This is a genomic window from Streptomyces sp. NPDC048436 (assembly GCF_043200355.1).
GTDB lineage: Bacteria > Actinomycetota > Actinomycetes > Streptomycetales > Streptomycetaceae > Streptomyces.
Genome location: NZ_JBICXP010000002.1, coordinates 53011 through 77760 on the forward strand (window position 1 = coordinate 53011; position 24750 = coordinate 77760).

The following is a 24750-nucleotide window of genomic DNA, read 5'->3' on the forward strand; positions in this document are numbered from 1 at the left end:
GACCGTTACTGCGCGCTGAAGATTCAGAATCGCTGGGTGACATCTGTTGCTAGATGTGACAAACCGGGCACTGGTGGGTACAACAAGGGGCGGCATACGACGGCGACGCATGACCCTGAACGGGAATCTTTACCGCCGACCGGACGTTGACCGGATGACGACGACAGCGACACCTGTCCTGTGGGCGACAAGCCCGGGAGGCACGATTCATGAGTGAGCGAGCTCTTCGCGGTACGCGCCTCGTGGTGACCAGCTACGAGACCGACCGCGGCATCGACTTGGCTCCGCGCCAGGCCGTGGAGTACGCATGCCAGAACGGACATCGTTTTGAGATGCCCTTCTCGGTAGAAGCGGAAATCCCGCCGGAGTGGGAGTGCAAGGTCTGCGGGGTCCAGGCACTCCTCGTAGACGGCGATGGACCTGAAGAGAAGAAGGGGAAGCCTGCGCGTACGCACTGGGACATGCTCATGGAGCGCCGTACTCGAGAAGAACTCGAGGAGGTCCTGGAGGAGCGCCTCGCGGTTCTCCGGTCAGGAGCCATGAACATCGCGGTGCATCCGCGGGACAGCCGCAAGTCCGCCTGACGGCGGATTTGACAACACCGCACAACACCGCACACACGAAGGCCGGGGCCACTGCTCAGCAGTGGCCCCGGCCTTCGTGCTGTACCGGCCCGCACAGAGGCGGGCCGGACCGCTCAGCGCGGCGGCAGCTGCGGGTCGTCCGGGTGCGGACCGCCGGCCGGACGCTCGTCGTCCCTGATGACCTCGCCCTGGACGACCTTGCCGTCCGGGCGGCGCATGCGCGCCTGCTGGAAGGCGTCGCCGAGACCGCCCTGGGTGGCCGCCTCGCGGACCTTGCGCTCGAAGGTCTTCTCCGCGAAACGGCTGACCGCCTTCTGAATGGGCGGCACCAGGATGAGCAGCCCCAGGGCGTCGGAGATCAGCCCCGGCAGGATGATCAGCAGGCCGCCCAGCATCGTCAGGGCATTGCCGCCGCCCCGCTCGGAGGGCGGCGGCGCGACGCCCCTCTGCTGCTGTTGCAGCGCCTCGCTCAGCTCGCGGAAGGCGCGCCGCCCGGCGTGCTTGATGACCATGCCGCCGAGCACGACACCGGCCACGAGCAGCAGGAACACCAGGAGCCCGCTCGCGGCGCCCGCCACGACGGTGAGCAGCCAGATCTCCAGGACCAGCCAGGCGGCGATGCCCAGCGGCAGGAACCTCAGAACTCCGGAGCGCCGGGGCTGGGCGGGTCGGGTGGGCGGTACGCCAGTCGTCATGGCTCCAGTGTGCCTGGGCCAGGCTCAGAGCGGCATAAGGGGATGATCAACAAGCCAGGCCGGAGCCGAGCCGACGGCAGCGAGGCCGGAGCCGCGGGTCAGGGCTTCTTTCCGCCCTCGGGGGCGGCGTCCTTACGGCCGAGCACACGGCCGACACGGCCGACACGCTCCCCCACGCCCCACGCCGTGACGCGCCAGAGCGCCTCGGCGACGATGTCCTGGCTCATCTTGCTGTCGCCGTGCTCCCGCTCGACGAACGTGATCGGCACCTCGACGACGTGATGGCCCGACTTGATCGCGCGGCGCGCCAGGTCCACCTGGAAGCAGTAGCCCTGTGAGGCCACCTCGTCCAGGCCGATGCCTTCGAGGGTCTCGCGGCGGAAGGCGCGGTAGCCGCCCGTGACGTCGCGGATCGGCACGTCGAGCATCAGCCGGGAGTAAGTACTGCCGCCGCGGGAGATGATCTCGCGGTACTTGGGCCAGTTGACGATCCGGCCGCCCGGCACCCAGCGCGAGCCGAGGACGAGATCGGCACCCTTGAGCGCGGTGAGCAGCCGGGGCAGCTCCTCCGGCTGGTGGGAGCCGTCGGCGTCCATCTCGACGAGCACTCCGTAGTCGTGGTCAAGGCCCCACTGGAAGCCCGCGAGGTAGGCCGCGCCGAGGCCTTCCTTGCCCTTGCGGTGCAGTACGTGGACGTGATCGTCCCCGCCCGCGAGCTCATCGGCGATCTTGCCGGTTCCGTCGGGGCTGTTGTCGTCGGCGACGAGGATGTGCGCCTCGGGCACGGCGAGACGGACCCGGCCGACGATGGACTGGAGGTTCTCCGCCTCGTTGTAGGTCGGAATGATCACCAAGGCCATGCCGAGCGGGCCGAACTGCCTCCCCTGGTCACCGGTTTCGGAGACCCCACCGCCGTCGTTCACTACTGCCCCTTCGTTCGTACGCAGAGGACCACCATAGTGGCCGCCTCCCGCACTGCCACGACGGCACGGGCGGTTGGGGGGGAGTACTGCGGATCGGGGCCCGGCACCCTTCGGGCCGACCTGGGGCCCGCTGGCTGCGGGTCGACCGAGAGCCGTTGTCTACTGAGCGTCCGGGCCCCACCCGGGTCACACCTGCCGGTCCGGTGGAACGTTCCCTCGCGTCCGCGACGCGGGCGCTGGACCTGGCTCCCAGTGGTGGTGCGCCGGTGCGGCACACCGCCCATGGCCCAGCGGCGTTCGACGGTTGCGTGGACGTTTCACGGTCGGGCGTCCTTGGTGGACCCGGCCGAACCTACCGGCCGACGGGCGCTTTCTGTCAATAGCCGTTTGACCTGGGCCTATTCCAAAGACAGCCAGGTCAGTGCCGAGGATACGCAGGTCGTACGACGCGCCGACGGCCCGCGATCGGCGGTACGCACCGCCGGGACATCACTCTTGTGGCCGTACGAACACCGGCTCTCCGAAGACCACCGTGCGCAGGCAGACGGGGAGTTCGGCGCCCGGCGTCAGATCGGGCAGGCCGGGCGTGCCCGAGCGCGGGTCGGTCGACCAGCGGGCGACACGGTCGTCCGGCGCCTGGACCACGAGATCCCGCGTACGCCATACGGCGTAGTCGGCCGGAGCCCCCGGCACCAGGGTGCCCGCGTCGTCCCGGCCGATGGCCCGCCAGCCGCCCCGGGTGTGGGCGGTGAACGCGGCGCGCACCGAGACACGGTGCTCGAGGTTCTGGTGGAACGCGGCGGCGCGGACGGTGCCCCAGGGGTCGAGCGGGGTGACGGGGCTGTCGGAGCCGAAGGCCAGCGGGACCCCGGTGCGCAGGAGGGCGGCGTACGGGTTGAGGGTGCGGGCCCGTTCGGCGCCGAGGCGCTGGACGTACATGCCGTCGTCGCCGCCCCACAGGGCGTCGAAGGCGGGCTGCACGGAGGCGGTGAGGCCCAGTTCGGCGAAGGCGGCGATGGACTCGGGGGTGAGCATCTCGGCATGCTCGACGCGGTGCCTGGCGGCGCGGACGCGGGCCAGGCCGACCTTCTCGGCAGCAGCGCGGATGCCCTCGACGACGGCGGTCACCGCGGCGTCGCCGATGGCGTGGAAGCCCGCCTGGATCCCGGCCTCGGTGCAGGCGACGACATGCGCGGCGACGGCGGCGGCATCCAGGTAGGCGGTGCCGGTGTGGCCGGCGTCGGCGTACGGCTCGTGCAGGCAGGCGGTGTGCGAGCCGAGCGCTCCGTCGACGAACAGGTCACCCGCGGCGCCGATGGCCCCCAGTTCCTTTGCACGGGCGATGCCTGCCTCACCCTGCTCCGCCCAGTAGCCGACGACGCGCGGTCCGGCCTCGTCGGCGGCGAGGCGAAGGAGACCGGTGAGGTCGTCCTCGCCGGAGATGTCGGGTCCCGCGCACTCGTGCAGGGAGCCGATGCCGAGGGACGCGGCATGGCGCAGGGTCGCGCGCTGGGCCTCGGTGCGCTGGAGCGGGGAGAGCGCGCCGAGGGCGGCGGCGCGCACCGCGTGGTGGGCGTCGGCGGTCAGCGGTGCGTCCGGGTGGAAGCCGGTGCGCCCGGTGATGCCGGGGACGAGGTCGAGCAGGGCGGTGGTGACGACGGCCGAGTGGACGTCGATGCGGGAGAGATAGAGGGGACGGCCGCCGGCCGCTTCGTCGAGCTCCTCGCGCGTGGGCGGACGGCCGTCGGCCCAGCGGGCGGCGTCCCAGCCGTGGCCGAGAAGGACGCGGTCGTGCGGCCGGGCCGCCGTGTGTTCGCGTACGCGGACGAGGGCGTCGTCCAGGGAGCGGGCGCCCGTCAGATCCAGTCCCGTCAGCGCGAGTCCGGTCGCCGTGGTGTGCACATGCGCATCGGTGAACGCCGGGGTGACGAGGGCCCCTTCGAGGTCGATGACCTCATCCACGCCGTCGGCGAAGGCGTCGGCCGCGCCTTCGGATCCCACCCAGGCGACGTGCCCGCGTTCGACGACCATGGCCGTGGCGAACGGATCGGCGGGGCTGTGGACGTCTCCGCCGCGCAGCAGCACGGTGCGGTGGCCCTGAGGGCCGTTCTGGGGGGTGGTGCTCTCGCTCATGGGACCAGTCTGGCCCCTGCGTGCGGGCGCCCCGCGCAGGGGTCGCCCACGGGCGGCTCAGACCTGCGGGGGCCGCGCCTCGTACGGAGTGGAGAGCACGACCGTCGTACGGGTCGAGACACCGGCGAGGGCGCGCAGCCGGCTCAGCAGGTGCTCCAGTTCGAGGGGGGTCGCCACTCGGACCTTGAGGATGTAGTTCTCGTCGCCAGCCACGCTGTGGCACGCCTCGATCTCCGGGACGCCCGCGAGGCGTTCGGCGATGTCGTCGGGGGCGCTGGGGTCGAACGGTTTCACCGAGATGAACGCCGTGAGCGGCAGTCCGACGCTTTCCGGGTCCACGACCGCGGCATAGCCGCGGATGACGCCGCGCTGCTCAAGCCGGCGCACCCGCTGGTGCACGGCCGACGTGGACAGGCCCGTGGCCTTGCCCAGGTCGGTGTAGCTCATCCGCCCGTCCTTGACGAGCAGCTGCACGATCTGTCGGTCCAGCTCCTCCATGCGCCGAACCTACAGGGCTCTTGATCCCTTCGGATACCGGAAGGCGCGACGGCGGCATCTTCTCCGGGCATGTGACGAACGACACATACCTGTGACCCTGTCCGAAGGGATGCCACGATTACCTCTACGACGGGACGGGAAGTGCTTGCTGTGGCCGAGGCCGCAGCGCCTTCTCGGCCCACCCAAGGGGGAGAATCCCATGCAGAACTTGAAGCGCCCCGGTCGCCCTGCCCGCAGTAAGCAGCAGCGCTCCGATGAATCCACGTCCGCACCCGTATCGGAGGGCGTCGAACCGGCTGACACCGAGTTCGACGAGTACGACACCTTCGAGATGTACCGGGTGACGTGCCCCGACTGCGCGCAGCCGATCGCACTCCTGGCCGACGAGGACGTGCTGCCCGAGCACGCGCTGTGTGCCACTCCGTGGAACCCGTTCGGGCTCACGGTGTGCGCGGGGACGGGTCGCTCCGCGGCCGAAGCGGAGCCCGCCGACGACACGATGGAGGCTCAGGAGCAGGACACCGCCCTGCTCCTGACGCTCCCTCAGAGTCTGGACTGGCGGACACAGCCCTTCTCGCACGTCGGCGGCCAGGCCTCGCGCCCCTTCCACGTGCCCGAGCAGGACCGGCGTTCCGCGGCCTGACGCCTACCAGTAGCTGCCCTGCACCATGGCCGCCAGGCCGGCGTGGTGCAGGATCAGCGTGTCCGGGTCCGCGGGGACCGCGACCTCGCCGAAGTGCACCTGGCGGTAGGCGACGCGCAGCATGACGACGGCCTGCCGCAGCGCCGCGTACAGCGTGTAGAAGTCCATGGACCGCGGTGTGTGGCCGGTGAGTTGGGCGTAGCGCTCCTCGACGCGGTCGCGGCGCAGGAAGTCGGGCAGGCCCTCCTGCCCGAAGCTCACCGTCAGGTCCTGGAAGAAGCGGTGCAGATAGATCAGCCAGCCCAGGTCGACCTCGCGGGGTGCGAGCGCGGCCATCTCCCAGTCGAGTACGGCCGCGGGCTCGAAGCCGTCGTAGATGACGTTCCCGATGCGTGCGTCGCCCCAGTTGAGGACGGTCTCGCCCTCGTCACGCGGCCACCACTCCACAAGCCGGTCGAAGGCGCTCTCGATGAGCGGTGAACGGGGAAGTCCGTCTACCACCCATTCGTAGTAGGCGCGTTGGGCGTCGACGTGGCGGTGCAGCGGGCTGCCGTCACCGGGCAGGGCGAGGAACTCGGCCTGGGCGAGCGGTACTTGGTCGTGCAGGTGGGCGACCAGGCGGATCGACGCCTCCTCCAGGTGCGCGCGTTCGGCGTCGCTCGCGGAGTAGAGCCAATTCCCCTCGTACGTATAGGGCATGACGTCCGGCGGCACGCGCCCCTCGACCCGCTCCATGACGAAGAAGGGCGCGCCGAGCGGTCCCGGGTCCTCTTCGAGCCACAGCACGCGCGGCACGGGAAGGTCGGAGCTTTCGGCGACGAGCCGCATCGTGCGGTGCTGACGCGGCAGGTCGTACACCGGGAAGATCGTGTACGCGGCCGGGTCCGCCGCCACGCGCAACGCGCAGGCCCGCAGCGGCGGTTCGGGGTGCTCTATGTCGAACAGGAGCGTCTCGCTCGACATGCCGTTGGACTCCGGTACCCGCACGCCGGTGGCCTTGGCGCCGGGCAGCCGCGCGCCGAGCCAGGACGTGAGCCTGCGGGCGAGCTCCTCGGGTTCGCGGGTGGTGGTACGGGGGCGGGGCTGACGGGGTGCTTGCGCCATCGCGGAGCTCCTCTCGGGGACCATCTCTGGGGGCCGTCTCAGGGCGCCGACTCAGGGGGCTCAGGGGGCCACGGAGTCGAAGCCGGTGAAGCCGCTCGGGTCGTGGCGGCCGAAGCTGCCGTGCTCGAAGATGCCGTATCCCGTACGCCCTTCGAGGGTGAACCGGGCAGCGTGGTCGATGACTCCGTAGGCGGCCATCGGGTGCGCCGCCGGGTCCGACAGGTCGTAGTCCCTGCGGTCGCTCCAGCCGCGCCCTTGCCAGGTGCCGTGCTGCCAGTCGTCCGCGGGCGGATAGCCGGCACCCACGGCCAGCGGCAGCGAGGCCAGGACCTCGACGTCCAGCTCCAGAGGCTTGCGGTCGTCGGGGTCGGTGAGGTGGATGACGGCGCGCTCGGGATGACGCGTGCCCGAGCGGTAGGTGATGTCCGCCTGGGGCCAGCCGAGTTGGCGGTCGCGCGCCCCGGGCCGTACGAGCGTCGCCTCGTTGAGGGACCGGTAGCCGTCCGCGTCCTCCTGGGCGATGACCATCAGGAAGCGGTCGTCGAAGCGCACCGGGCTCCAGATCCAGTGGAACCCCTCGGTGCCGAACTCCTCCTCCAGGCGCCCGCGTTCCTCGCCGGGGATCGGCCGCACACCCCAGCTGCGGTCGCGGGTCGAGGTCCACTCCCCCGCCGTCACGGGTATGTCCTCGCCGCCGACACGGATCACCCCGGAGCAGCCGCCCGCCTGGACGAAGCGGCGCCCTTCGAGGGAGAGCCGGTCGCCGCGCCGCTGGATGTGGTGCGGCTCCCAGAGGGCGGGGAAGGAGGCGGTCCACGTGATGTCGTACGAGAGCGACGCGGGGTCGTCCGGGTCGGCGGCGCACGTCAGGCGCAGCCTGCGCAGCGGCTCCTCGACGGTGATGGTCAGCGGGCCGACGGAGAGGTTCATCCGGTCGTCGCCGAGTGCGTCGGACGCGCGTACGGCGTGCAGCGTATTCCCTCTGCGCAGGGTGGCGTAGGCGTCGATCACACCGACGTTCGGATAGACGCCGAGCCCGAGGATGAGGAGGGCGCGTCCCTCGTGGTCGAAGAGGTGGAAGATGCAGCGGTCGTAGGCGTTGCGGTCGCCCGTCGCGACCTGCTTCATGGAGAGCGGCACCTGATGGATCGGGTACTCGTCGAGCGGTACGGGGCGGTCGTCTGCCACGGCAAACCTCCCTGGGAGCAGTGAAGTTGGCGGGTGCGGGCCGAAGACCGGGCCCCGGCGCGGAGTTGACGGTACGTCAGGCAGCGTGCCGGAGCCAGACACGTGCCGACCGGTGTTCCGGGGCCGTGCGCGCGCCTTCGCCGAACTGTGCGCGGGCCTTCACCGAGCTGTGCGTGCGCCTTCGCCGAGCTGTGCGCGGGCCTTCGCGCAGCCATGCACGGGCATTCGGCAGCCGTGCGCAGGCCTGGACCGGCCGCACAGGGCTCCGCAAGGGCCCGGGTCCGCCACTCCGAGGGGCCGCTGGTGAACTGACGCTCGAATCCGCGGGGCGGTGACTTGTCCCGCGCGAGGCGCGTTGGCCCGGTATGACCACCCCCACGCCGACGCCCACCGCACATCCGCCGACCGGCCGCCGCAGGCGCCCCCTGCTGATGGCTCCCCCACTGCCAGCAGAATCGGTTCCGCAATACCCCCAGCAGCCCCAGTACCCGCAGAGCCCTCAGTACCCGCAAGGGCCTCAGCACTCCCAGGGACCCCAGCACCCCCAACAGCCGCAGCCTCACCCTCAGCCGCCTCAGCAGCAGCCGCACCTGCAAGACCCGCCCATCTACCGCGCCCTGATCCGGCACTGGGCCGAGCGCGGCAAGACCCTGCCGGGGCGCCACGACCCGGAGTGGGTACGGCTGGCGGCGCCGCCGGTCAGGATCGGCCAGTTCAGCGCGATTCGGGACCCGCGAGGTGACGGGCGATGACCATCCGCTGGATCTGATTGGTGCCCTCGACGATCTGGAGCACCTTGGCCTCGCGCATGAAGCGCTCCACCGGGAAGTCCGCGGTGTAGCCATAGCCGCCGAGCACCTGCACGGCGTCCGTCGTGACCTTCATCGCGGTGTCCGTGCACAGCAGCTTGGCCATGGCCGCCTGCTTGGAGAAGGGGCGACCCGCGTCCCGCAGCCGCGCGGCCGCGAGGTAGAGCGCCCGGCCCGCCTCGATCTGCGTCGCCATGTCCGCGAGCATGAAGCGAAGACCCTGGAAGTCCGCGATCGGCCGCCCGAACTGCCGCCGCTCGGTGGCGTATCGGAGCGCCTCGTCGAGTGCCGCCTGGGCCACGCCGACCGCGCAGGCCGCGATGCCGAGCCGCCCGGAGTCGAGCGCCGAGAGCGCGATCGCGAAGCCCTGGCCCTCCTCGCCGATGCGGCGGGCGTCGGAGACCCGTACGCCGTCGAAGTGCACTTGAGCGGTGGGCGAGCCCTTCATGCCCATCTTCTTCTCGGGCAGCGCCGCGTCCAGGCCCTCCGCGTCACCCGGCACCAGGAAGGCCGAGATACCGCGGGCGCCTTCGCCGCCGGTGCGGGCGAGGACGGTGTAGAAGTCGGCGACTCCGCCGTGCGTGATCCACGCCTTGGTGCCGGTGATCACCCAGTCGTCGCCCTCGCGCACGGCCTTGGTCCGCAGGGAAGCGGCGTCGGAGCCTGACGCGGGCTCGGAGAGGCAGTACGCCCCGAGCAGTCCGCCGCCGAGCATGGCGGGGAGGTGCTCCGCCTGCTGCTCCTTCGTGCCGTAGCCCGCGAGCGCGTGGCAGGACAGGGAGTGGACGCTGACGCCGAGGCCGACGGTGAGCCGGGCCGCGGCGAGCTCTTCAAGGACCTGGAGGTAGACCTCGTACGGCTGGTCACCGCCGCCGAACTCGGAGGCGTACGGAAGCCCGAGCAGTCCGGACTCGGAGAGGAGGGTGAAGACCTCGCGCGGGAAGTGCCCGGCGTCCTCCTCCTCGGCCGCGCGGGGAGTGATCTCCCGCTGGACGAGTTCACGGACGAGCGAGAACAGGTCCCGCGCCTCATCCGTCGGCAGCTGACGGTCCACCGGCTGCTGCAAGGTTCGCTCAGGCATGGCGCTCGCATCCTCCCTTTCGGCACTGCGGCGGACCCGCGGGGTAGTGCGGGCGCCACCGTGTCTCACGGCCCGGCCGGTGGTGCCCTTCCGGGTCGCGGAAGGTGCTGTGACCAGCGGCTGTGGCGCGTTGAGTATGCCCGATCGGCGGCGGCCCGTCACTAGTTAACGACCGCTTACTCAAAAGATAACCGACAACCACAAGAGGGTCGTTGAAATTGGTCCGAACCATTGACCCCACTGGTCTAGTCCTCCTAGAGTCCAGCCGAGCGCCTTACCGCGTTCATGCCAAGTCGGAATTCCGTTCCCCTCATCCGGCTCTCCGACAGGCACCCGCAGGTCACAGCACCATGTCCCCCCATGCGCCCTCTCCCCCCACGAGGAGAAACGATGCTCAGACCGCACCTCCCCCGCGCGCCCTTCCGCGCCCTCGTCGCCACCGCCTGTTGCGCCGTACTCGGCGCCGGACTGCTCGCCGGGGCGGGCACCGCCGCCGGGCAGGACACCGGATCCGCCGAGGCCACGGCCTCGGGCGCGAAGGCCGCAGCCGGTTCCAAGGTCGTCGGATACTTCACCGAGTGGGGTGTCTACGACCGGAACTACCACGTCAAGAACATTCAGACGTCCGGCTCGGCCGACAAGCTCACGCACATCAACTACGCCTTCGGCAACGTCCAGGGCGGCAAGTGCACGACGGGCGACGCCTACGCGGCGACCGACAAGGCGTACACCGCCGACCAGTCCGTCGACGGCGTCGCCGACACCTGGGACCAGGACCTGCGCGGCAACTTCAACCAGCTGCGCAAACTCAAGAAGCTGCACCCCGACCTGAAGGTCCTGTGGTCCTTCGGCGGCTGGACCTGGTCCGGCGGCTTCACCGAGGCCGCCAAGGACCCGGCGGCCTTCGCCCAGTCCTGCTACGACCTGGTCGAGAACTCCAAGTGGGCCGACGTCTTCGACGGCATCGACATCGACTGGGAGTACCCCAACGCCTGCGGTCTGACCTGTGACACCAGCGGGCGCGCGGCGTACAAGGACCTGATGTCCGCGGTGCGTTCGAAGTTCGGCGCCGACAACCTCGTGACCTCCGCCATCCCGGCCGACGCCGAGGAGGGCGGCAAGATCGACGCCGCCGACTACGCGGGCGCCGCGCGTTACGTCGACTGGTACAACCCGATGACGTACGACTACTTCGGCGCCTGGGACGCGAAGGGCCCGACTGCCCCGCACTCGCCGCTCAAGACGTACGAGGGCGCGCCCAAGGCGAACTGGAACACCGACGCGACGATTCTGAAGCTCCAGGGGCTGGGTGTCCCGTCCGAGAAGCTGCTGCTCGGCATCGGCTTCTACGGGCGCGGCTGGACGGGCGTCACACAGAAGGAGCCCGGTGGCACCGCGACCGGGGCCGCCGCGGGCACGTACGAGGCGGGCATCGACGACTACAAGGAACTGAAGACCAAGTGCCCGGCCAACGGGACCGTCGGCGGGACCGCGTACGCGCACTGCGGCACCGACTGGTGGAGCTATGACACCCCGGCCACCATCGCGGGGAAGATGGACTACAAGAACCAGGCGGGGCTCGGCGGCACCTTCTTCTGGGAGCTCAGCGGCGACACGGCCGACGGCGAGCTGATCAAGGCCATCAACTGAACTGCCATACACGGGTGTTGGGGCGGGAGCCGAATGGCTGCCGCCCCTTCCTCATGGCCGCGGCGGGGCAGGGAAGGACGGCTCGAAGTCCTCGATCACGCGCAGGGCGTCGCCGAGCGTCCGCACGAGGAGGTCGCAGACCGTCTCGCGCGACAGGGTCCGGTGGCCGATCCAGTCGAGCGTGACGCCCTCGACGCTGCACAGCCAGCCGAGCAGCGCCGTGCGCGCCAGCTCCGGGATCTCCCGGCGGCCGTACGCCCCCTCGGCGATCGCCCCGATCAACGCCTCGCGCACTCCGTCGCGTATGGCGTGCACCTCGGCGTCGAAGCCGACGCCGCCGCTGATGATGGTGCGGTACGCCGCCTGATGGTGCTCGGCGTAGCGCAGATAGCCCTCGATGGTGCTGTGCACGCGCTCCACGGGCGGGAGGTCGTCATGGCGTCCGGCGCGGGCGACCAGTTCGGCTACCGAGTCCTCGATGATCGCGAGGTAGTAGCCGCGCTTGGACTTGAAGTAGTAGTAGATCAGCCCCTTGGCGACGGACGCCTGCTTGGCGATGTCGTCCATCGACAGGGCGTCGTACGACGTGTCGGCGAACAACTTCCGCCCGATGGTGATGAGTTCGGCGCGGCGCGCCACGGATCGTTCGGTGCCGCGCGCCTGCGGGCGGGCGTCCGCCGGACGGTCGGCACCGCGCTGTTGACTATTATTCAATTTCGGCCCTAGTCTCCAACTGCCTCGGGTATCCGCAGTATGGCAGAACCGCGCCACCTGCTGGTTCCGCACCCGATGGTGCTCTCTTCGCACTTCCCCTGCGCACGTGGACGACGTACGGGAGGAAACTCATGAGCACATCGCGTACCCCCTTGCGTGAAGGCAGAACCGCCTGGAAGAAGACGGCCGTCGTGGCTCTGCCGGCCGTCCTGGCCGTCGGCGCGATGGCTTCCGTGATGGCCGAGGGGGCGCTCGCCGCCTCCTTCGCCGTCTCGGGCACCAGCTTCCAGGTGTCATCGGGCAAGCTCACCAGCCAGGGCCTGTCCTCCTACGTACAGACCGACCGGGACATCGACGGCAAGGGGCACCCGGTGGCGCTCCTCGGGATCGGTGACGCGACCCTCTCCGACATCTGCCAGGCCGCCGAGGTCAAGACCCCGGTCGGCACCGTGGTGTTCAAGCTGACCGCGGGCGGCTCGGCGGGCGAGGTCACCGCGAGCAATCTCATCATCGACGGCGAGGATCTGAAGGGCGACGCCCGCTTCGGCACGGCCGAGATCGGCCGGGACGCATCGACCCTCGACGAGGTGTCCGGAGTCCAGGGCGAGAAGGGGAAGTTCGGCCTCCAGGCCGGGGACATCACCGTCTCCGGGGTGAAGTCGCACGCGTGGTCGGCGACCGGCGGGAACTTCCGGCTCAAGGGCATGAAGCTCGACGTCAGCATCGGCGGCAAGAAGTGCTTCTGACCGGCGGCCGAAGAGCCGGAGTCAGGGCGTGGGGCAGGGACGGCGGCGGCTGGCTCGACGAACGCCTTCCGCTGCGCGAACCGCGCCGGGTGCTGCGCAGGTGGCGGCGCACCCGGCCGTTCTGGGGTGGCCTGTTCCTGGTCCTCGGCGGCGCCGAACTGCTCCTCGTGCCGCTGTCGCCGCTGACCGTCCTGGTCAGCCTGGGGCTCGGCGGGCTCGCGGCGATCGGCATCGGGCTCGCCCTGGTCGCCGCCGGGATCTTCCTGTGGCTGCTGCCGCACGCCCACCACTATGTGAGCGTCAACGCCCTGATCCTGTCGGTGCTTTCGTTCGCGGCGACGAATCTCGGCGGGTTCCTGGTGGGCATGGTGCTCGGCATCCTGGGCAGCGCGATGGGGTTCGGGTGGACGCCGGTGCCTGAGGGCGCCGATTCAGGGGAGGATCCCGAGCGGCCGAGGGTGCGGGACGGGCAGGGCACGCGGACGCTCGGTGTGCTGCTTCCGGTGATCATCGTGGGGGCGACGCTGTGGGGCGGCACTCCGGCGAAGGCGGCGCCCGGCGACGTGGTTATGGCGGCACCTGGCGAAGCGTTCGTGGCGGCGAGGACGCCGCCGACGGTCACCACCACGCTCTTCTCGCCGCAGGGCTTCACGCTGGCGGGCGTACGCGAGATCCCCACGGTGGACGGTCCGTTGAAGGTCATGGTGCTGCGGATGAAGGCCGCCTCGCTCACCGACTACCGGCTCACCACACGCGACGGGAGCCGCGAACTGGCCCTGGGCGCCGACACTTTGGACCTCAGCGGCTCTGTCACGCTCTACCTGACGAAGTTCAGGGGCTGCCTCGAGGGACTGCTCTGTCTGACCTTCACACCCGACAAGCTGCCGGTGCCGCCCGTCATTCCGCCGTTCGTCTTCATGACCGACGTCCAGGCCGAACAGGCCCTGGTCACATCGGACTTGATCGTGGCGGGCGGACTCGAGCTGAAGGCATCAGCATGATCCAGATTCAGGCCGCCCTCTTCTGGGCGTACGCGATCGGCGCGACGTTCGCGCTCTCCGCCGGGCGGCAGCTACAGGTGTGGGAACGGATCAACGCGGGTGAGGGTCCGCGGACGCGCAGTCGCGCCGCCAATCCCTATCTGGCCCTTACGGCGCTCTTCGCGGCGGTCCTGATGGTGCCGACGGGCCTCTTCCTGCTGTGGCAGAACCCGGCGTGGGCGACGATGCACGTCGCGGACGGGCACGAGGGGGTGTGGGCGGGGTTCGTGCTCTTCTACGCGGGCGGGATTCCCGTCGCCGCGATCCTCGGGTTCCTGGTGGCGCAAGGGCTCGTCCTGGTGGGTGCCGGCTACTGGGCGTATCTCCAGTGCGTGGGCGGGTACTTCCTGCTCTTCGGGACCTTGATCCACGGCTGGGACGGCAGGGGGTACGAGCGGTTCCTCTCCCCCGGCGCACGCGACTTCGCGCACTGGCGGCGGGACAGCGTCGTCAATCACGTACTGGACTTCTGTACGTCCGGGACGTTCCTGGCGCTGCTCGTCTTCGGCGCGGCCGTGATCGGCACGATGCTGCTGACCGAGATCGGCTGGCTGATGGAAGGATGGTCGCTGCCGGGCGCGGACGAGGACCGCAAAGTGCACCGGCTCCTGGCGATCGCCATCGCGGCGGCCGGGGTCTACGGGCTGCCGTTCGTGGGCGCGCTGGCCGCGAGCGGTCTCGTCCGGCTCCTGGGCGGGTGGATCGGCCTGCCGCTGTTCGCGGTGCTCGCGGGGCTCACGCTCCTGTCGCGGCGCTCGCCCGTGCGGTGGCTGTACGGCCTGGTGGGTGTGCCCGACCGGCACTGGCGGGCGGGTCTCGATCAGGACGGCGACGGCTACGCGTACGAGACCGAGGTCACAGCAGACGTCACGGGAGAGGTCACCGAAGACGTCACAGCAGACCGATCTGCGTGACGAGCATCGCGAGTACGACGACGAGGGTCCAGCCGAGGACGTGCTCGAGCACCTTCGGGCCGTCTTCGTCGGGGCCGCCGGTGCGGGTGGTGGCACGGGTCTGTGCGGTGACGGTGGCAGTGGTCGCGGTCATGGCATCACTCGATACGTAAGCGGCGGCGCGTCTCTCGGCGCGACGTCCGGCAGTGGACTCCCCCCACTGACCCGTCCACCTTGCCATCGGATCGCGCCGCCGCGGGCGAGAGCTTGGTCACTCGTCTCGCCGCTCCCGTGCAACTCGGGCCAGGGGCTGTGCGTCTCCATACAAGCGGTGGGGGCCACCCACAGGCGCCTCCCGCCGCCTGTACTCGTCCGCGCAACCATCCGACCGAGAGGTTCCCGATGAGCACGTACCGGACGCCCCGCCGCAGAGCGCGGCTCGCCGCCCTGGCGGCAGCAGTCACCGTGACGGCGGCCTTGACCGGCCCGGTCTCGCAGGCCGCGCCGTCCCCGGCAGGGAAGCCTTCGCCGGGCGCACCCGGCCTCGGCGACCCGATGTTCCCCCTGGACGGGAACGGCGGGTACCACGTCGACCGCTACACCCTGGACTTCGACTGGCAGGCGCCGAGGACCCCGTTCGAGGCGACGGCGACGATCAAGGCCACGGCCACCCAGTCGCTCTCCCGCTTCAACCTCGACTTCGGGGGCAACACCCTGCACGGCGTGAAGGTCAACGGCTCCGCGGCGGGCACGTCCCGCGCCGGGGACGAGCTGACGGTCACCCCCAAGTCCCCTCTCACCAAGGGCAGTACGTTCACGGCCAAGGTCACGTACACCGCCGACCCGACGCAGACGCGGCACCGTGACGACGCCATCGAGGACTACGGGTGGATACCGACCGCCGACGGCACGGTGGTCTATCCCCAGCCGAACGGGGCCCGGCTGATCTTCCCGGCGAACGACCACCCCAGCCAGCGGGCGCCGATCACCTTCCGCATCACCACGCCGAAGGATCTGACGGCGGTGGCCAACGGCAAGCTGGTCGACAAGGCCGAGCGTCCCGGTGACCGGGTGCGCTGGACGTACGACTCCGAGCAGCCGCTGTCCACGCAGCTGGTGCAGATGGCGGTCGGAAAGTTCCAGCTGATCGAGGGCAAGGGCCCCGGCGGCCTCCCGCTCCGGGACGTGGTCCCGGACACACTGGTCGAGCCGACGGCGCCCTACCGGGGCCTCACCCCGGACCACCTGACCTGGCTCCAGGAGAAGCTCGGCCCCTACCCCTTCGACCGCTACGGCCTCCTGGTCGGCGACACGGACCTGGGCGTCGCCCTGGAGACCCAGACGCTCTCCCTCATCCCGAAGGCCGACCTGCTGGGCACGAAGGTCGACGCGGAGCGGAACATGGTCCACGAACTGACCCACCAGTGGTTCGGCGACAGCGTCGCCCTGAAGAGCTGGTCCGACCTGTGGGTGAGCGAGGGACACGCCCGCTTCTACGAGCGGATGTACTCCGAGGAGCACGGCGGCGACAGCTTCGAGGCCGCCATGAAGACGGCGTACGCGGCCCACGACCAGTGGCGCAAGGACTACGGCGCCCCCGCCGAGCCCACAGAACCGAACCTCTTCAAGCGCATGCGGTACGACGGCTCGGCACTGGTCCTCTACGCCTTGCGGGAGCGGGTGGGCAACGCGACATTCGAGAAGATCGAACGGGCCTGGGTAAGCGACTTCCACGGAAAGACGGCGAGCACCCAGCAGTACATCGACCTGGCGTCGAAGGTAGCGGGAGAGAACCTGGAGAACTTCCTGCACCCGTGGCTGTACGGCTCGAAGACACCGCCGATGCCGGGACATCCGGACTGGGTGGTGACTCCGGTCCAGGGCTGAGGCTGGGCGAGGGGATTCGGTACCATCCCGGGAGTCTCGCTGGAGGCTGGGACGGATGGTACGGGTGGCCCGACTTCGCCCCTCCGACGACGGCGTGACTCATTTGGTACAGCAGTCACGCCACGGGAGGGAGAGCCGTGTCCCGTAGGGACCTCACGGTCGACTATGAGTTCTTGAGCGACTGCGAACGTCAACTCGGCAATTTGCGCACGACGTTCAAGGACATCGAGAACCGTCGTGACGACATGGACAAGCACTGGGGTGCCGGGAACATCGCGGACGCCATGGGTGATTTCGTCGACAACTGGGACGACTACCGCACCAGGCTCATCGAGGGCCTGGAATCGACCGGCAAGCTCGTCGCGGAGACGAAGAAGTCATTCGAGAAACTGGACCAGGAACTCGCCGAGCAGAGCAAGGGCAAAGGCAAAGGCGAGAGGAAGGGCCGGTGACTACAGCGGCATCGAAACGCCGCCCCGTCGACTGGCAGCCGCTGTGCGATGCCGACCCCGTTCCCGGCGACCCGGAGGAGATCCGGGCAGAGGTCCGGCACATGGTCTCGGTCGCCGAGAAGCTGCGTAAGCAGGCGCGAAACCTCAAGACCATCTCGGACGAGGACAGGCTCAAGGGGAAGTACGTCCAACGCCTGCGCGAAGACTCCGGCACGCTGGAGAAGCACATGCGGGAGGTGGCCTCCCGATACGAGCGGGTACACGGACACCTCACCAAGTGGGCGAACAAACTGGAGGACCACCAGGGCGACGCCGACCGGATTCTGCGCGAGGCCAAGGAGAAGCACGCAGAGGTCGAGCGGGAGAAGGCCAAGGACGCCGAGAAGGCGGGCGAGGACAAGAAGCCGAACCCGTCGGTGAGCGGAACTGATCACGACCCGCTGCAGACATACAGAAGTCGGCTGGACACCGTCACCGGGGACCGCGACAGCGACGCCAGCAACTACGCCGGCAAAATCAACGACGAGATCGACGACGTCATCGAGGACTCATGGTGGGACGACGTCAAGGGCTGGGCCCATGACAATGCGGACCTGATCAAGGCCTTCATCGATGTTCTCGGCTGGATCGCGACGGCGGCAGGCTTCCTGGCGCTGCTCATCCCCGGCCTGAACCTGCTCGTCCTGGGCATCGCGGCGCTCACGATCGGGCTCAGACTCCTTCTGGTGGCATCCGGCGATGCCACCTGGACGGATGTCATCTTCGACGTCGTGGGCGGGCTGCTCGTGGTGGGTGGCCTCGGGGCCGCCGCGAAGCTTGCCAGCGGCGCCAAGGCCACCGTGGGCGCTGCTCAGACCGCCCGGACCGCCGGCCTGAGCAGAGGGCTCAGTGGCGTCAAGGGCATCATGGACGACATGGGGCGGGTGATGACCAAGCTGCCGGAGGGACAGGGGCGGCAGGCCATCGGTGGGGCCCGTAACGCCATGCGCAAGTCCATCTCCCAGAACGTCGGCCTGGTGGCCAAGGGGCCGCTGAGGGTCAGCCCGCTGTCGACGGTGCTGCACCTCGGCGACAAGGAGATGGCCGGCATGGCGAAGATGCTGCAGGCGAACAAGGCCACCTTCCCGGCCGCTGCGGGGGCAGCCGCGGACAAAGCGTACAAGTCCTACCAGGTGGGCCTTGGCCTTGCCTGGACCGGCATGGGGATGGACGTCATGGACAAGGCGCTGGGCAAGAGCGACCTGACAAGCGTGACGGATGAGAAGTTCGGAAGCGGCGAGAAGCCGTACAACGAGGCGTACTCGGACTGGAAGGACAACACCCTGAAGCCCGCCCCCGACACCCACTGGTAGCGATACGAATTCCTGGAGCGACGTACCCCGCGGGCCCGTCCCCACCCCACCCCACCCCTGAGGAACGATCATGGACCTGTACTCGGCGCAACGCATTGCCGAGGCCGAAGCCGCTCGCACCGGACTCGGCACCGGCCCCAACCGGCGGCTCCGACTGACCCTGCTCATCGGAATGCCCCTGTTCCTGCCGGTATTGGGGATCATGATCCTTGTGCCGAAGTCCCTGATGAGCGACGTCCTTCACGTCTATGAGGCCGGGATCATCGGCTGCCTCCTGCACTACGTCTGGGTCTTCGCGAAGTACCCCCGGTACGCGGGGCGTCCGCCCTACCTCACCCGGGATCTCGCCATGGGCGGCGGCTTCTTCCTGCCCTCGCTGTTCTTCGGTTTCTGGGCGGGCATGATCGCCGCCCCGGCGTGGGCGCTCTTCGTCGGCGTCGCCTATGCCGTGGAAGGGATGCGGGAGCGCCATGGCCACCGCTGAGCACCGCCCGGCCCCGACCGGCTTCAACCTGGTGCCGCCGCCCGGCTGGGACGTGATTCCGCTGCACACGGGCACCCAGGAAGCGATGGACCGCATCGTCCGCAAGGCCGTCTCGCAGCTGCCCGTCGGCTTTCCCAAGGACGACATTCCGAAGGCCCGGCTGAAGCTCACCCAGGAGATGAAGAAGGTCGTCCGCCGGGCAAGTGCCAAGGGGGGAATGACCCTCTATCTCCCCACCGAACGGCTCCACGGCGTCGCGCTGCCCGTCTCGATCGTCGCCTCGGAACCGATCGAGATTCCGAGGGTCAGGCCCGAGAGCGGCCCAGGAGCGGTCCTGGCCGCGCTCGCGTCCGAGACCCCCGGAGCCGAGATGCGGGAGCTCGACGGCACCGCGGCGCTGCGCTCGGAGCGAGATGTCCCCGCCGATCCCGCACAGGGCGTCGACGTCGCTCACCGCCAGGTCGAGTACTTCGTGCCGGTCCCGGACAGCGCCCCCGACCAGTACCTCACGTTCTCCTTCAGCGCCCTGATCGCGCCCGGCTCGGACCCCGCCTTCCACGACACCCTCGTGGAGCTGTTCGACGCCGTCATGGGCACCTTCCGCTGGAGCTATGCCTGAAGGCTGCCGCCCTGCCCGCGCCCCCGACGAAAGAGACCGCTCATGTCCGAAGGCACCCTGTGGAGCACCGACCTCGGCGCCCCGCTCCACATCGACACGGATGCCAACCCACATCTCTGGGGCTATCTGCACCTCCAGATCGACAAGCGGACCTTCAAGGAATGGCTGGACCTGCACTTGACCGGTCTGGCCTCCATCCACGGCATCGAACTCACCCGCAAGCTCCGCCGATTCCACAAGGACTTCTACGAGCAGACGCTGGCGACGCTCCGGGACAAGCTCCAGGCCGACGAGGCGTTCATCTACCACCCCGTTCCGCTGACCTACATGCCGCTGGTGATGCACGCCACCCGCATCCACTGCGAGGCTCCTGACGCGGCCTCCTGCGAGGGCATCACCGCGCCCACCGTGCCGCACCCGGACATCCCCGAGTGGCAGCAACGAACCGGCAGTGTCGCTTTCGCCTCCCCGTACCTGGGCGAGGAAGGGGTCCGGGTCACCCGCTCCTACCCCGCGGACAGCACCACCATGATGACCTCGGTGACGTACCACTGGCACACCCCGCCCGGCATCCCGGACGTCTGCCTCCGCGGGCACCACGACGATCCGGAGGTGATCGCCGCGGCCATGGAGCCCCTGGACGACTTCGCGCGGACGCTCCGGCTGCCCGGAGGGCCCTCGTACTAACTCAGCGGATCCCAACTGCAGCAAGCGCATCGCGCTGCGCCGCGCTCAGCTTCGCCGGGAAGTACAGGTAACAGACACCCCCCGTCCCCGACACCACCTTCCCTGTGGAGTTGTAGCGCTTGGTCCTGAGCCAGATGTTCTCCCACTCCCGCCTCTTGTAGACCCGCCGCACCTTCGCATCGCTCGCCGACGCCGGGTCGTTGGCGATCACGTCGCCCTCGGGCGTGAAGCCGATCACCGTCATCAAGTGGCCCGCCGTGCCGTAACCGGCGCCTGTCAGTTCCTCCTTGAGGAATGACTGGGACGTTATGGCCGGGATGCCCGCCGCGATCAGTGACTCCAGTTCCGTGAGCGAGGCCAGGCGGGTGACGACGCCCTGGAGGTCCTTGTACGTCGATGCGTAGGCCGCGTTGAAGGGCCAGTTGCCGCAGCCCGCGTACTGGTAGTCGAAGGTGTAGCGGGCCGCGTGGCACACCTGGGGGTCCGCGTAGCTCGGGTCGACCCAGGCCAGGTCGGCGGCGGTCGGTTTGCGGCCCCAGTACTCGATGATCATCTGCGAGGAGGTGGGGCTGCACCACGCCTCGCCTCCGTTGTCGTACTCCGGGTACTGCCCGGCGTGGATCTCCTGCGAGTAGCGCGGGACCGTCAGCTCCTTGGCGAGGCCCGGCTCGGAGGCGGGGACCGTGAAGCGGTCGGGGACGTCGGAGGACATCGCGCCGAGCCGCCACACCGTGGGCGTGGCCTCGGCGCCCGGCTTGCGGTACAGGGTCAGGCGCAGGCGGTACGAGGTGAGGCGAAGCCCCGTTGTCGTGTCGTCGATGGAGAAGGTGTCCGTCCAGATGCTGGACTTGCCGTCGCTCTGGTCGTCGACCGACGTACGGCGGATGTCCTTCCCCTTGTCGTCACCCGAGGCCCAGCGGCCGAGGACGTACCAAGGAGTCTTCTTCTTGTCCGAGTACGTGCCCTGCAGCTCCACCTGGATCCAGGTACCGGAAGGCGTACGGGCGTTCCAGGACGCGACGAGCTCCGTGGCCGGCACGGCGGGGCGGTGCAGGGGCGAGGTCCACTGGGCGTACTCCCAGGTGGCGGTCTTGCCGGTGTGCGGATCGGCGTACTCGGTGCGGCCCGCGGCCTTGGCGATCTGCACGGCGGGACGGGCTCCGGCGACGGCACGGGTGCCGTTCGCGGTGCCCGCGCTCCAGTCCGCGTACGAGGTCCAGAAGCGGTTGCTCACCGGCCGCTCCGCGCGCGGCGCACGGCTCATACCCCCCGCGGCGAGCGAGGGGCTCGCGGCGGCGGCCACCGCTGCCACGGCCGCGGCGGCGGCGAGGACGGTTCTGCGGGACATGTCATCAGCTCGGTCCATGGCGGGACCCCCAGTCGACGCGGGTTCCGGAGCGGGTCCGGAAGGGGCAGGTCAGATGCACGGCGGTAGCCCAACTATGGCTGCTCCACGCCGACTTCTGCCAGCGCTTCGCGGCCTGCACGCCTGCCAATATTGGCCTCGACCACTGGCGTGAGCTGCGACGGCGCGCGGAACCTGTCATTCCGCACCCGTATCCGCACCCGTACGCTGGTAAACGATGACCGCACAGCCGCCACCCACGCCCGCCGCCCTCTCCCGCCTCGCCGGCATCCTGCTCCGGCGGCCACCCTCCTGCGGCCCCGTCCGCCTCGTCGCCGTCGACGGCCACGCGGGCTCCGGCAAGTCCACCTTCGCCGACCGCCTCGCCGAGGCCCTGGGCGGCGCCCCCGTCCTGCGCCTCGACGACATCGCGAGCCACGACGAGCTGTTCGGCTGGACGGAGCGGCTGCGGCGGCAGGTGATCACGCCGCTCTCGCACGGCGAAACGGCGCACTACGAGACGTACGACTGGAACGCGCGCCGCTTCGGCCCCGATGTCCGCACCCTGCCGCCCGCCCCCGTGATCATCATCGAGGGCGTCGGCGCGGGCCGCCGCGCGCTGCGTCCGTTCCTGGCGCGACTGCTGTGGATGGAGTTGCCGCAAGGAGAAGCGTGGGGGCGGGGGCGCCACCGGGACGGGACGGTCCAGAGTGAGTTCTGGGACCAGTGGGAGCCCGCGGAGCGCCGGCACTTCGCAAAAGACCCTTCGCGCCCCTTTGCCCAGACTTTGGTACGACAGTGGCGCGAGGGATATGAGGTGCTGCCGGGGCCTGATGAGACGGCTGCGCAGAGCCAAACCGTCACACAGCGTGATGGACCGTCGGCGGTCCGCTGACCCTCGCAAAGAGCGCTCCCAGAAGTTCGCGCCAGTTTTCATGAGTGCCTCAACTCGGCTTGACCGAGGGCCCTTACAGGACTTACGTTCTGAATGTGCGGCCTTTCGGGGCCGCCCCGCAGACGCGAAGCCCCCGGTTGTTCCCCCGTGATCGGGGGCTTCGTTCTGCCTAGCGAGCTCGCATTTCGGGCGCTGCGAGCCGCCATTCACTCACCCTCGGTGACGACGCCCTCCCTCTCGCCTGCCCGATCCCGCGCTGCGGCACCCTACGGCCGAGCGCTCCCCCGCAGGTACGATGCTTTTCGGTGCGGCTTACGGACGGCCGCGCCGCGCACCGAGGCAACGTCCGTCCGCAGCACGGCGGTTCAGCGAAGTTGCCGACGGGCACCGGTCCGGCGGTACACAAACGGGGGCACGGTTTGTGGGGGACGTGATGGACTTCGACGCGGTGGGCTCACCCGCCCCGGCCGACCTCGCCTGGCTGAGGGGCGTCGACGCCTACACGATGGGCGCCTATCCCCAGGCCGAGGAGGAATTCCGCGCCGCGGTGCGGATGGATCCGGGGATGGCCGACGGCTGGCTCGGACTGCACGCGCTGCGCATCGACACGACGACGGCACTCCTTCGGATGTTCCAGCACCGCGACAGGTTCGGCGAACAGCGCACCCGGCACGGCCGCACACTCAACTCCTGGTACTGGCTCGGCTGGTGGGTGCAGCCCGTCCTGGAGAGCACCCGCGACTTACTCCTCGCGCACGCCTCGCACTGGCTCGACGGGCGTCATGTCCCGGAGCTCGACCGGGCGTTGGCGGGGCTTCCGCCGGTCGACGCGGATCCGCAGGTGCGCTTCCTGCACGCCTGCCGGTCCTATCTGGTCAAGGACTGGGAGCAGTTGGTCCGCCACACGGACTCGCTGATCGACGACGCGATGCTGGGCATCGAGGCAGGGCTCTTCGGCGGCATGGCCCGCGTACGCCTGGAGATGTACGGGCAGGCGGAGCCCCTCCTGTCCGCCGCCCTGATGCGCTGCCGCAGCGAGCAGCCGCAGCGCAAGGAGCTTCGCTACTGGCTGGCCCGCGCGCACGAGGGCACGGGCCGCTCGGCGGCGGCGCTTCCGCTCTACCGCGCGGTGCACCGGGTCGATCCCTCCTTCATGGACACCTCCGCGCGGCTCGCGGCGATCTCGGAGGGCGACGGGTACGACGAGGTCAGCGACCTGGCGTCGATCGCCCTGACCGGCTTCGGGCAGGACGTGGTGGACGGGCCCGAGGGGATCGAGCCGCTCTTCGGTACGGAAGGCCGCGACCTGCGGGTCACCGAGCCCGAACTGCCCGTCGGCGGCCCGCCGGCCGAGACCGACGCGGTGCGCGAGAAGGCCGTGATCCCCATCCAGCCGGGACTGCCGCAGCTGCCCCCAGGACCCACCGACCCCGCGCTTCTTGAGGCGGCGCTTGCCGAGCTGGAGGGAATGGTCGGCCTCGAACCGGTGAAGCGGCAGGTCAAGGCGCTCTCCGCGCAGTTGAACATGGCGCGGCTGCGGGCCGCGCAAGGGCTGCCCGTCCAGCCGCCGAAACGACACTTCGTCTTCTCCGGCCCCTCGGGCACCGGCAAGACCACGGTGGCCCGCATCCTCGGCAGGGCGTTCTACGCGCTCGGCCTGCTCGGCGGCGACCACCTGGTGGAGGCACAGCGCGCGGACCTGGTCGGCGAGTATCTCGGCCAGACCGCCGTGAAAGCGAACGAGCTGATCGACTCGGCGATCGGCGGCGTCCTCTTCGTGGACGAGGCCTACTCCCTGTCCAACTCGGGCTACGGCAAGGGCGACGCGTACGGCGACGAGGCCCTCCAGGTCCTCCTCAAGCGCGCCGAGGACAACCGCGACCACCTGGTCGTGATCCTCGCCGGCTACCCCGAGGGCATGGACCGTCTGCTCGCCGCCAACCCCGGCCTCTCGTCCCGCTTCACGACCCGCGTGGACTTCCCCTCGTACCGCCCGCTGGAGCTCACCTCCATCGGCGAGGTGCTGGCCGCAGAGAACGGCGACGTGTGGGACGAGGAGGCGCTGGACGAGCTGCGCTCCATCAGCGGGCACGTCGTCGACCAGGCGTGGATCGACGAGCTCGGCAACGGCCGCTTCCTGCGCACGCTCTACGAGAAGAGCTGCGCCTACCGCGACCTGCGCCTGACCGGATACCCCGGCGACCCGAGCCGCGACGACTTGTCGACACTGCGGCTCCCGGACCTGATGCAGGCCTACGGAGAGGTGCTGTCGGGGCGGGGGCCCCAGGCCCCACCAGGGATCTGACACCCCGGGGTCCGAAGCCCCCG

The 24750-nt window shown here is 69.9% G+C and carries 24 protein-coding genes; 14 read left to right on the forward strand and 10 right to left on the reverse strand.

What is annotated here, in order from left to right:
* The first annotated feature begins 209 nt into the window (after nt 1-209).
* Nucleotides 210-584 carry an RNA polymerase-binding protein RbpA gene (locus tag ACGFX9_RS06760; protein ID WP_249591189.1) on the forward strand — a complete coding sequence of 125 codons (375 nt, stop codon included), beginning with the start codon at nt 210-212 and terminating at the stop codon, nt 582-584.
* Nucleotides 585-697: 113 nt separating this feature from the next.
* Here ACGFX9_RS06760 and fxsA read toward each other — a convergent pair whose 3' ends face one another.
* The 4 genes from fxsA to ACGFX9_RS06780 form a co-directional block, all read right to left on the reverse strand.
* Nucleotides 698-1279: an FxsA family membrane protein gene (gene fxsA, locus ACGFX9_RS06765; RefSeq protein ID WP_393465907.1), complete on the reverse strand. Its 582-nt coding sequence runs from the start codon at nt 1277-1279 to the stop codon at nt 698-700.
* Nucleotides 1280-1377: 98 nt separating this feature from the next.
* A complete protein-coding gene (locus ACGFX9_RS06770; protein ID WP_393465913.1) occupies nt 1378-2202 on the reverse strand; it encodes a polyprenol monophosphomannose synthase in 825 nt (274 codons plus the stop codon).
* 489 nt (nt 2203-2691) lie between these two features.
* Nucleotides 2692-4335 carry an amidohydrolase gene (locus ACGFX9_RS06775; protein ID WP_393465917.1) on the reverse strand — a complete coding sequence of 548 codons (1644 nt, stop codon included), beginning with the start codon at nt 4333-4335 and terminating at the stop codon, nt 2692-2694.
* Between the two features lie 57 nt (nt 4336-4392).
* The gene (locus tag ACGFX9_RS06780; protein WP_393465920.1) at nt 4393-4833 is read right to left on the reverse strand and encodes an Lrp/AsnC family transcriptional regulator; all 441 of its coding nucleotides are present in this window, start codon (nt 4831-4833) and stop codon (nt 4393-4395) included.
* A gap of 199 nt (nt 4834-5032) precedes the next feature.
* Here ACGFX9_RS06780 and ACGFX9_RS06785 point away from each other — a divergent pair, with 199 nt between their 5' ends.
* On the forward strand, nt 5033-5476 hold the full coding sequence (locus ACGFX9_RS06785) for a hypothetical protein (RefSeq protein ID WP_393465924.1): 444 nt from the start codon (nt 5033-5035) through the stop codon (nt 5474-5476).
* Between the two features lie 3 nt (nt 5477-5479).
* Here ACGFX9_RS06785 and ACGFX9_RS06790 read toward each other — a convergent pair whose 3' ends face one another.
* The 3 genes from ACGFX9_RS06790 to ACGFX9_RS06800 form a co-directional block, all read right to left on the reverse strand.
* Nucleotides 5480-6580, reverse strand: a complete 1101-nt coding sequence (locus ACGFX9_RS06790) for a phosphotransferase family protein (RefSeq protein WP_393465927.1) — start codon at nt 6578-6580, stop codon at nt 5480-5482.
* A 60-nt stretch (nt 6581-6640) separates the two neighbouring features.
* Nucleotides 6641-7768 carry a hypothetical protein gene (locus ACGFX9_RS06795; protein ID WP_393465930.1) on the reverse strand — a complete coding sequence of 376 codons (1128 nt, stop codon included), beginning with the start codon at nt 7766-7768 and terminating at the stop codon, nt 6641-6643.
* Nucleotides 7769-8482: 714 nt separating this feature from the next.
* Nucleotides 8483-9658: an acyl-CoA dehydrogenase family protein gene (locus ACGFX9_RS06800; RefSeq protein WP_393465933.1), complete on the reverse strand. Its 1176-nt coding sequence runs from the start codon at nt 9656-9658 to the stop codon at nt 8483-8485.
* Between the two features lie 390 nt (nt 9659-10048).
* Here ACGFX9_RS06800 and ACGFX9_RS06805 point away from each other — a divergent pair, with 390 nt between their 5' ends.
* Nucleotides 10049-11308, forward strand: a complete 1260-nt coding sequence (locus ACGFX9_RS06805; protein ID WP_393465936.1) for a glycoside hydrolase family 18 protein — start codon at nt 10049-10051, stop codon at nt 11306-11308.
* 51 nt (nt 11309-11359) lie between these two features.
* On the opposite strand, the gene ACGFX9_RS06810 is transcribed toward ACGFX9_RS06805, so the two are convergent.
* The gene (locus tag ACGFX9_RS06810; protein WP_393465939.1) at nt 11360-12022 is read right to left on the reverse strand and encodes a TetR/AcrR family transcriptional regulator; all 663 of its coding nucleotides are present in this window, start codon (nt 12020-12022) and stop codon (nt 11360-11362) included.
* Between the two features lie 131 nt (nt 12023-12153).
* Here ACGFX9_RS06810 and ACGFX9_RS06815 point away from each other — a divergent pair, with 131 nt between their 5' ends.
* Genes ACGFX9_RS06815 through ACGFX9_RS06825 form a run of 3 tightly spaced genes read left to right on the forward strand, consistent with a single transcriptional unit; the run spans nt 12154 to nt 14722 of the window.
* Nucleotides 12154-12768 carry a DUF6230 family protein gene (locus ACGFX9_RS06815; RefSeq protein WP_393465941.1) on the forward strand — a complete coding sequence of 205 codons (615 nt, stop codon included), beginning with the start codon at nt 12154-12156 and terminating at the stop codon, nt 12766-12768.
* Complete coding sequence (locus ACGFX9_RS06820; protein WP_393465944.1) at nt 12759-13769, forward strand: DUF6114 domain-containing protein; 1011 nt, start codon at nt 12759-12761, stop codon at nt 13767-13769. The genes ACGFX9_RS06815 and ACGFX9_RS06820 overlap by 10 nt, the downstream gene beginning before the upstream one ends.
* Nucleotides 13766-14722: a hypothetical protein gene (locus tag ACGFX9_RS06825; protein WP_393465947.1), complete on the forward strand. Its 957-nt coding sequence runs from the start codon at nt 13766-13768 to the stop codon at nt 14720-14722. Before ACGFX9_RS06820 ends, ACGFX9_RS06825 begins: the two co-directional genes overlap by 4 nt.
* On the opposite strand, the gene ACGFX9_RS06830 is transcribed toward ACGFX9_RS06825, so the two are convergent.
* A complete protein-coding gene (locus tag ACGFX9_RS06830; RefSeq protein ID WP_393465950.1) occupies nt 14700-14855 on the reverse strand; it encodes an SCO1431 family membrane protein in 156 nt (51 codons plus the stop codon). The two genes, ACGFX9_RS06825 and ACGFX9_RS06830, sit on opposite strands and share 23 nt — an antisense overlap.
* Nucleotides 14856-15103: 248 nt before the next feature.
* Here ACGFX9_RS06830 and ACGFX9_RS06835 point away from each other — a divergent pair, with 248 nt between their 5' ends.
* From ACGFX9_RS06835 to ACGFX9_RS06860, 6 genes are all read left to right on the forward strand, one after another.
* A complete protein-coding gene (locus ACGFX9_RS06835) occupies nt 15104-16588 on the forward strand; it encodes a M1 family metallopeptidase (protein ID WP_393465953.1) in 1485 nt (494 codons plus the stop codon).
* A gap of 137 nt (nt 16589-16725) precedes the next feature.
* A complete protein-coding gene (locus ACGFX9_RS06840) occupies nt 16726-17040 on the forward strand; it encodes a hypothetical protein (RefSeq protein ID WP_393465955.1) in 315 nt (104 codons plus the stop codon).
* On the forward strand, nt 17037-18392 hold the full coding sequence (locus ACGFX9_RS06845) for a hypothetical protein (protein ID WP_393465958.1): 1356 nt from the start codon (nt 17037-17039) through the stop codon (nt 18390-18392). The genes ACGFX9_RS06840 and ACGFX9_RS06845 overlap by 4 nt, the downstream gene beginning before the upstream one ends.
* Nucleotides 18393-18462: 70 nt before the next feature.
* Complete coding sequence (locus tag ACGFX9_RS06850; RefSeq protein WP_393465961.1) at nt 18463-18876, forward strand: hypothetical protein; 414 nt, start codon at nt 18463-18465, stop codon at nt 18874-18876.
* Nucleotides 18863-19495 carry a hypothetical protein gene (locus ACGFX9_RS06855; protein ID WP_393465964.1) on the forward strand — a complete coding sequence of 211 codons (633 nt, stop codon included), beginning with the start codon at nt 18863-18865 and terminating at the stop codon, nt 19493-19495. Before ACGFX9_RS06850 ends, ACGFX9_RS06855 begins: the two co-directional genes overlap by 14 nt.
* Before the next feature lie 42 nt (nt 19496-19537).
* The gene (locus ACGFX9_RS06860; RefSeq protein ID WP_393465967.1) at nt 19538-20182 is read left to right on the forward strand and encodes a hypothetical protein; all 645 of its coding nucleotides are present in this window, start codon (nt 19538-19540) and stop codon (nt 20180-20182) included.
* Between the two features lies 1 nt (nt 20183).
* On the opposite strand, the gene ACGFX9_RS06865 is transcribed toward ACGFX9_RS06860, so the two are convergent.
* Nucleotides 20184-21548, reverse strand: coding sequence for a peptidase C39 family protein (locus ACGFX9_RS06865; RefSeq protein ID WP_393465969.1), 1365 nt, complete (start codon nt 21546-21548; stop codon nt 20184-20186).
* 217 nt (nt 21549-21765) lie between these two features.
* On the opposite strand from ACGFX9_RS06865, the gene ACGFX9_RS06870 reads away from it, so the two are divergent.
* A complete protein-coding gene (locus ACGFX9_RS06870) occupies nt 21766-22422 on the forward strand; it encodes a uridine kinase (protein ID WP_393465972.1) in 657 nt (218 codons plus the stop codon).
* 433 nt (nt 22423-22855) lie between these two features.
* Complete coding sequence (locus ACGFX9_RS06875; RefSeq protein ID WP_393465975.1) at nt 22856-24727, forward strand: AAA family ATPase; 1872 nt, start codon at nt 22856-22858, stop codon at nt 24725-24727.
* Nucleotides 24728-24750 lie beyond the last annotated feature (23 nt).

Excerpts from the sequence above, each read along its gene's own strand:
- ACGFX9_RS06865 (WP_393465969.1), bottom strand. The coding sequence starts at position 21,548 with ATGGACCGAGCTGATGACATGTCCCGCAGAACCGTCCTCGCCGCCGCC.
- ACGFX9_RS06815 (WP_393465941.1), top strand. The coding sequence starts at position 12,154 with ATGAGCACATCGCGTACCCCCTTGCGTGAAGGCAGAACCGCCTGGAAG.
- ACGFX9_RS06785 (WP_393465924.1), top strand. The coding sequence starts at position 5,033 with ATGCAGAACTTGAAGCGCCCCGGTCGCCCTGCCCGCAGTAAGCAGCAG.
- ACGFX9_RS06805 (WP_393465936.1), top strand. The coding sequence starts at position 10,049 with ATGCTCAGACCGCACCTCCCCCGCGCGCCCTTCCGCGCCCTCGTCGCC.
- fxsA (WP_393465907.1), bottom strand. The coding sequence starts at position 1,279 with ATGACGACTGGCGTACCGCCCACCCGACCCGCCCAGCCCCGGCGCTCC.
- ACGFX9_RS06790 (WP_393465927.1), bottom strand. The coding sequence starts at position 6,580 with ATGGCGCAAGCACCCCGTCAGCCCCGCCCCCGTACCACCACCCGCGAA.
- ACGFX9_RS06775 (WP_393465917.1), bottom strand. The coding sequence starts at position 4,335 with ATGAGCGAGAGCACCACCCCCCAGAACGGCCCTCAGGGCCACCGCACC.
- ACGFX9_RS06780 (WP_393465920.1), bottom strand. The coding sequence starts at position 4,833 with ATGGAGGAGCTGGACCGACAGATCGTGCAGCTGCTCGTCAAGGACGGG.
- ACGFX9_RS06870 (WP_393465972.1), top strand. The coding sequence starts at position 21,766 with ATGACCGCACAGCCGCCACCCACGCCCGCCGCCCTCTCCCGCCTCGCC.
- ACGFX9_RS06800 (WP_393465933.1), bottom strand. The coding sequence starts at position 9,658 with ATGCCTGAGCGAACCTTGCAGCAGCCGGTGGACCGTCAGCTGCCGACG.
- ACGFX9_RS06835 (WP_393465953.1), top strand. The coding sequence starts at position 15,104 with ATGAGCACGTACCGGACGCCCCGCCGCAGAGCGCGGCTCGCCGCCCTG.
- ACGFX9_RS06850 (WP_393465961.1), top strand. The coding sequence starts at position 18,463 with ATGGACCTGTACTCGGCGCAACGCATTGCCGAGGCCGAAGCCGCTCGC.
- ACGFX9_RS06860 (WP_393465967.1), top strand. The coding sequence starts at position 19,538 with ATGTCCGAAGGCACCCTGTGGAGCACCGACCTCGGCGCCCCGCTCCAC.
- ACGFX9_RS06825 (WP_393465947.1), top strand. The coding sequence starts at position 13,766 with ATGATCCAGATTCAGGCCGCCCTCTTCTGGGCGTACGCGATCGGCGCG.
- ACGFX9_RS06875 (WP_393465975.1), top strand. The coding sequence starts at position 22,856 with ATGGACTTCGACGCGGTGGGCTCACCCGCCCCGGCCGACCTCGCCTGG.
- ACGFX9_RS06830 (WP_393465950.1), bottom strand. The coding sequence starts at position 14,855 with ATGACCGCGACCACTGCCACCGTCACCGCACAGACCCGTGCCACCACC.
- ACGFX9_RS06855 (WP_393465964.1), top strand. The coding sequence starts at position 18,863 with ATGGCCACCGCTGAGCACCGCCCGGCCCCGACCGGCTTCAACCTGGTG.
- ACGFX9_RS06760 (WP_249591189.1), top strand. The coding sequence starts at position 210 with ATGAGTGAGCGAGCTCTTCGCGGTACGCGCCTCGTGGTGACCAGCTAC.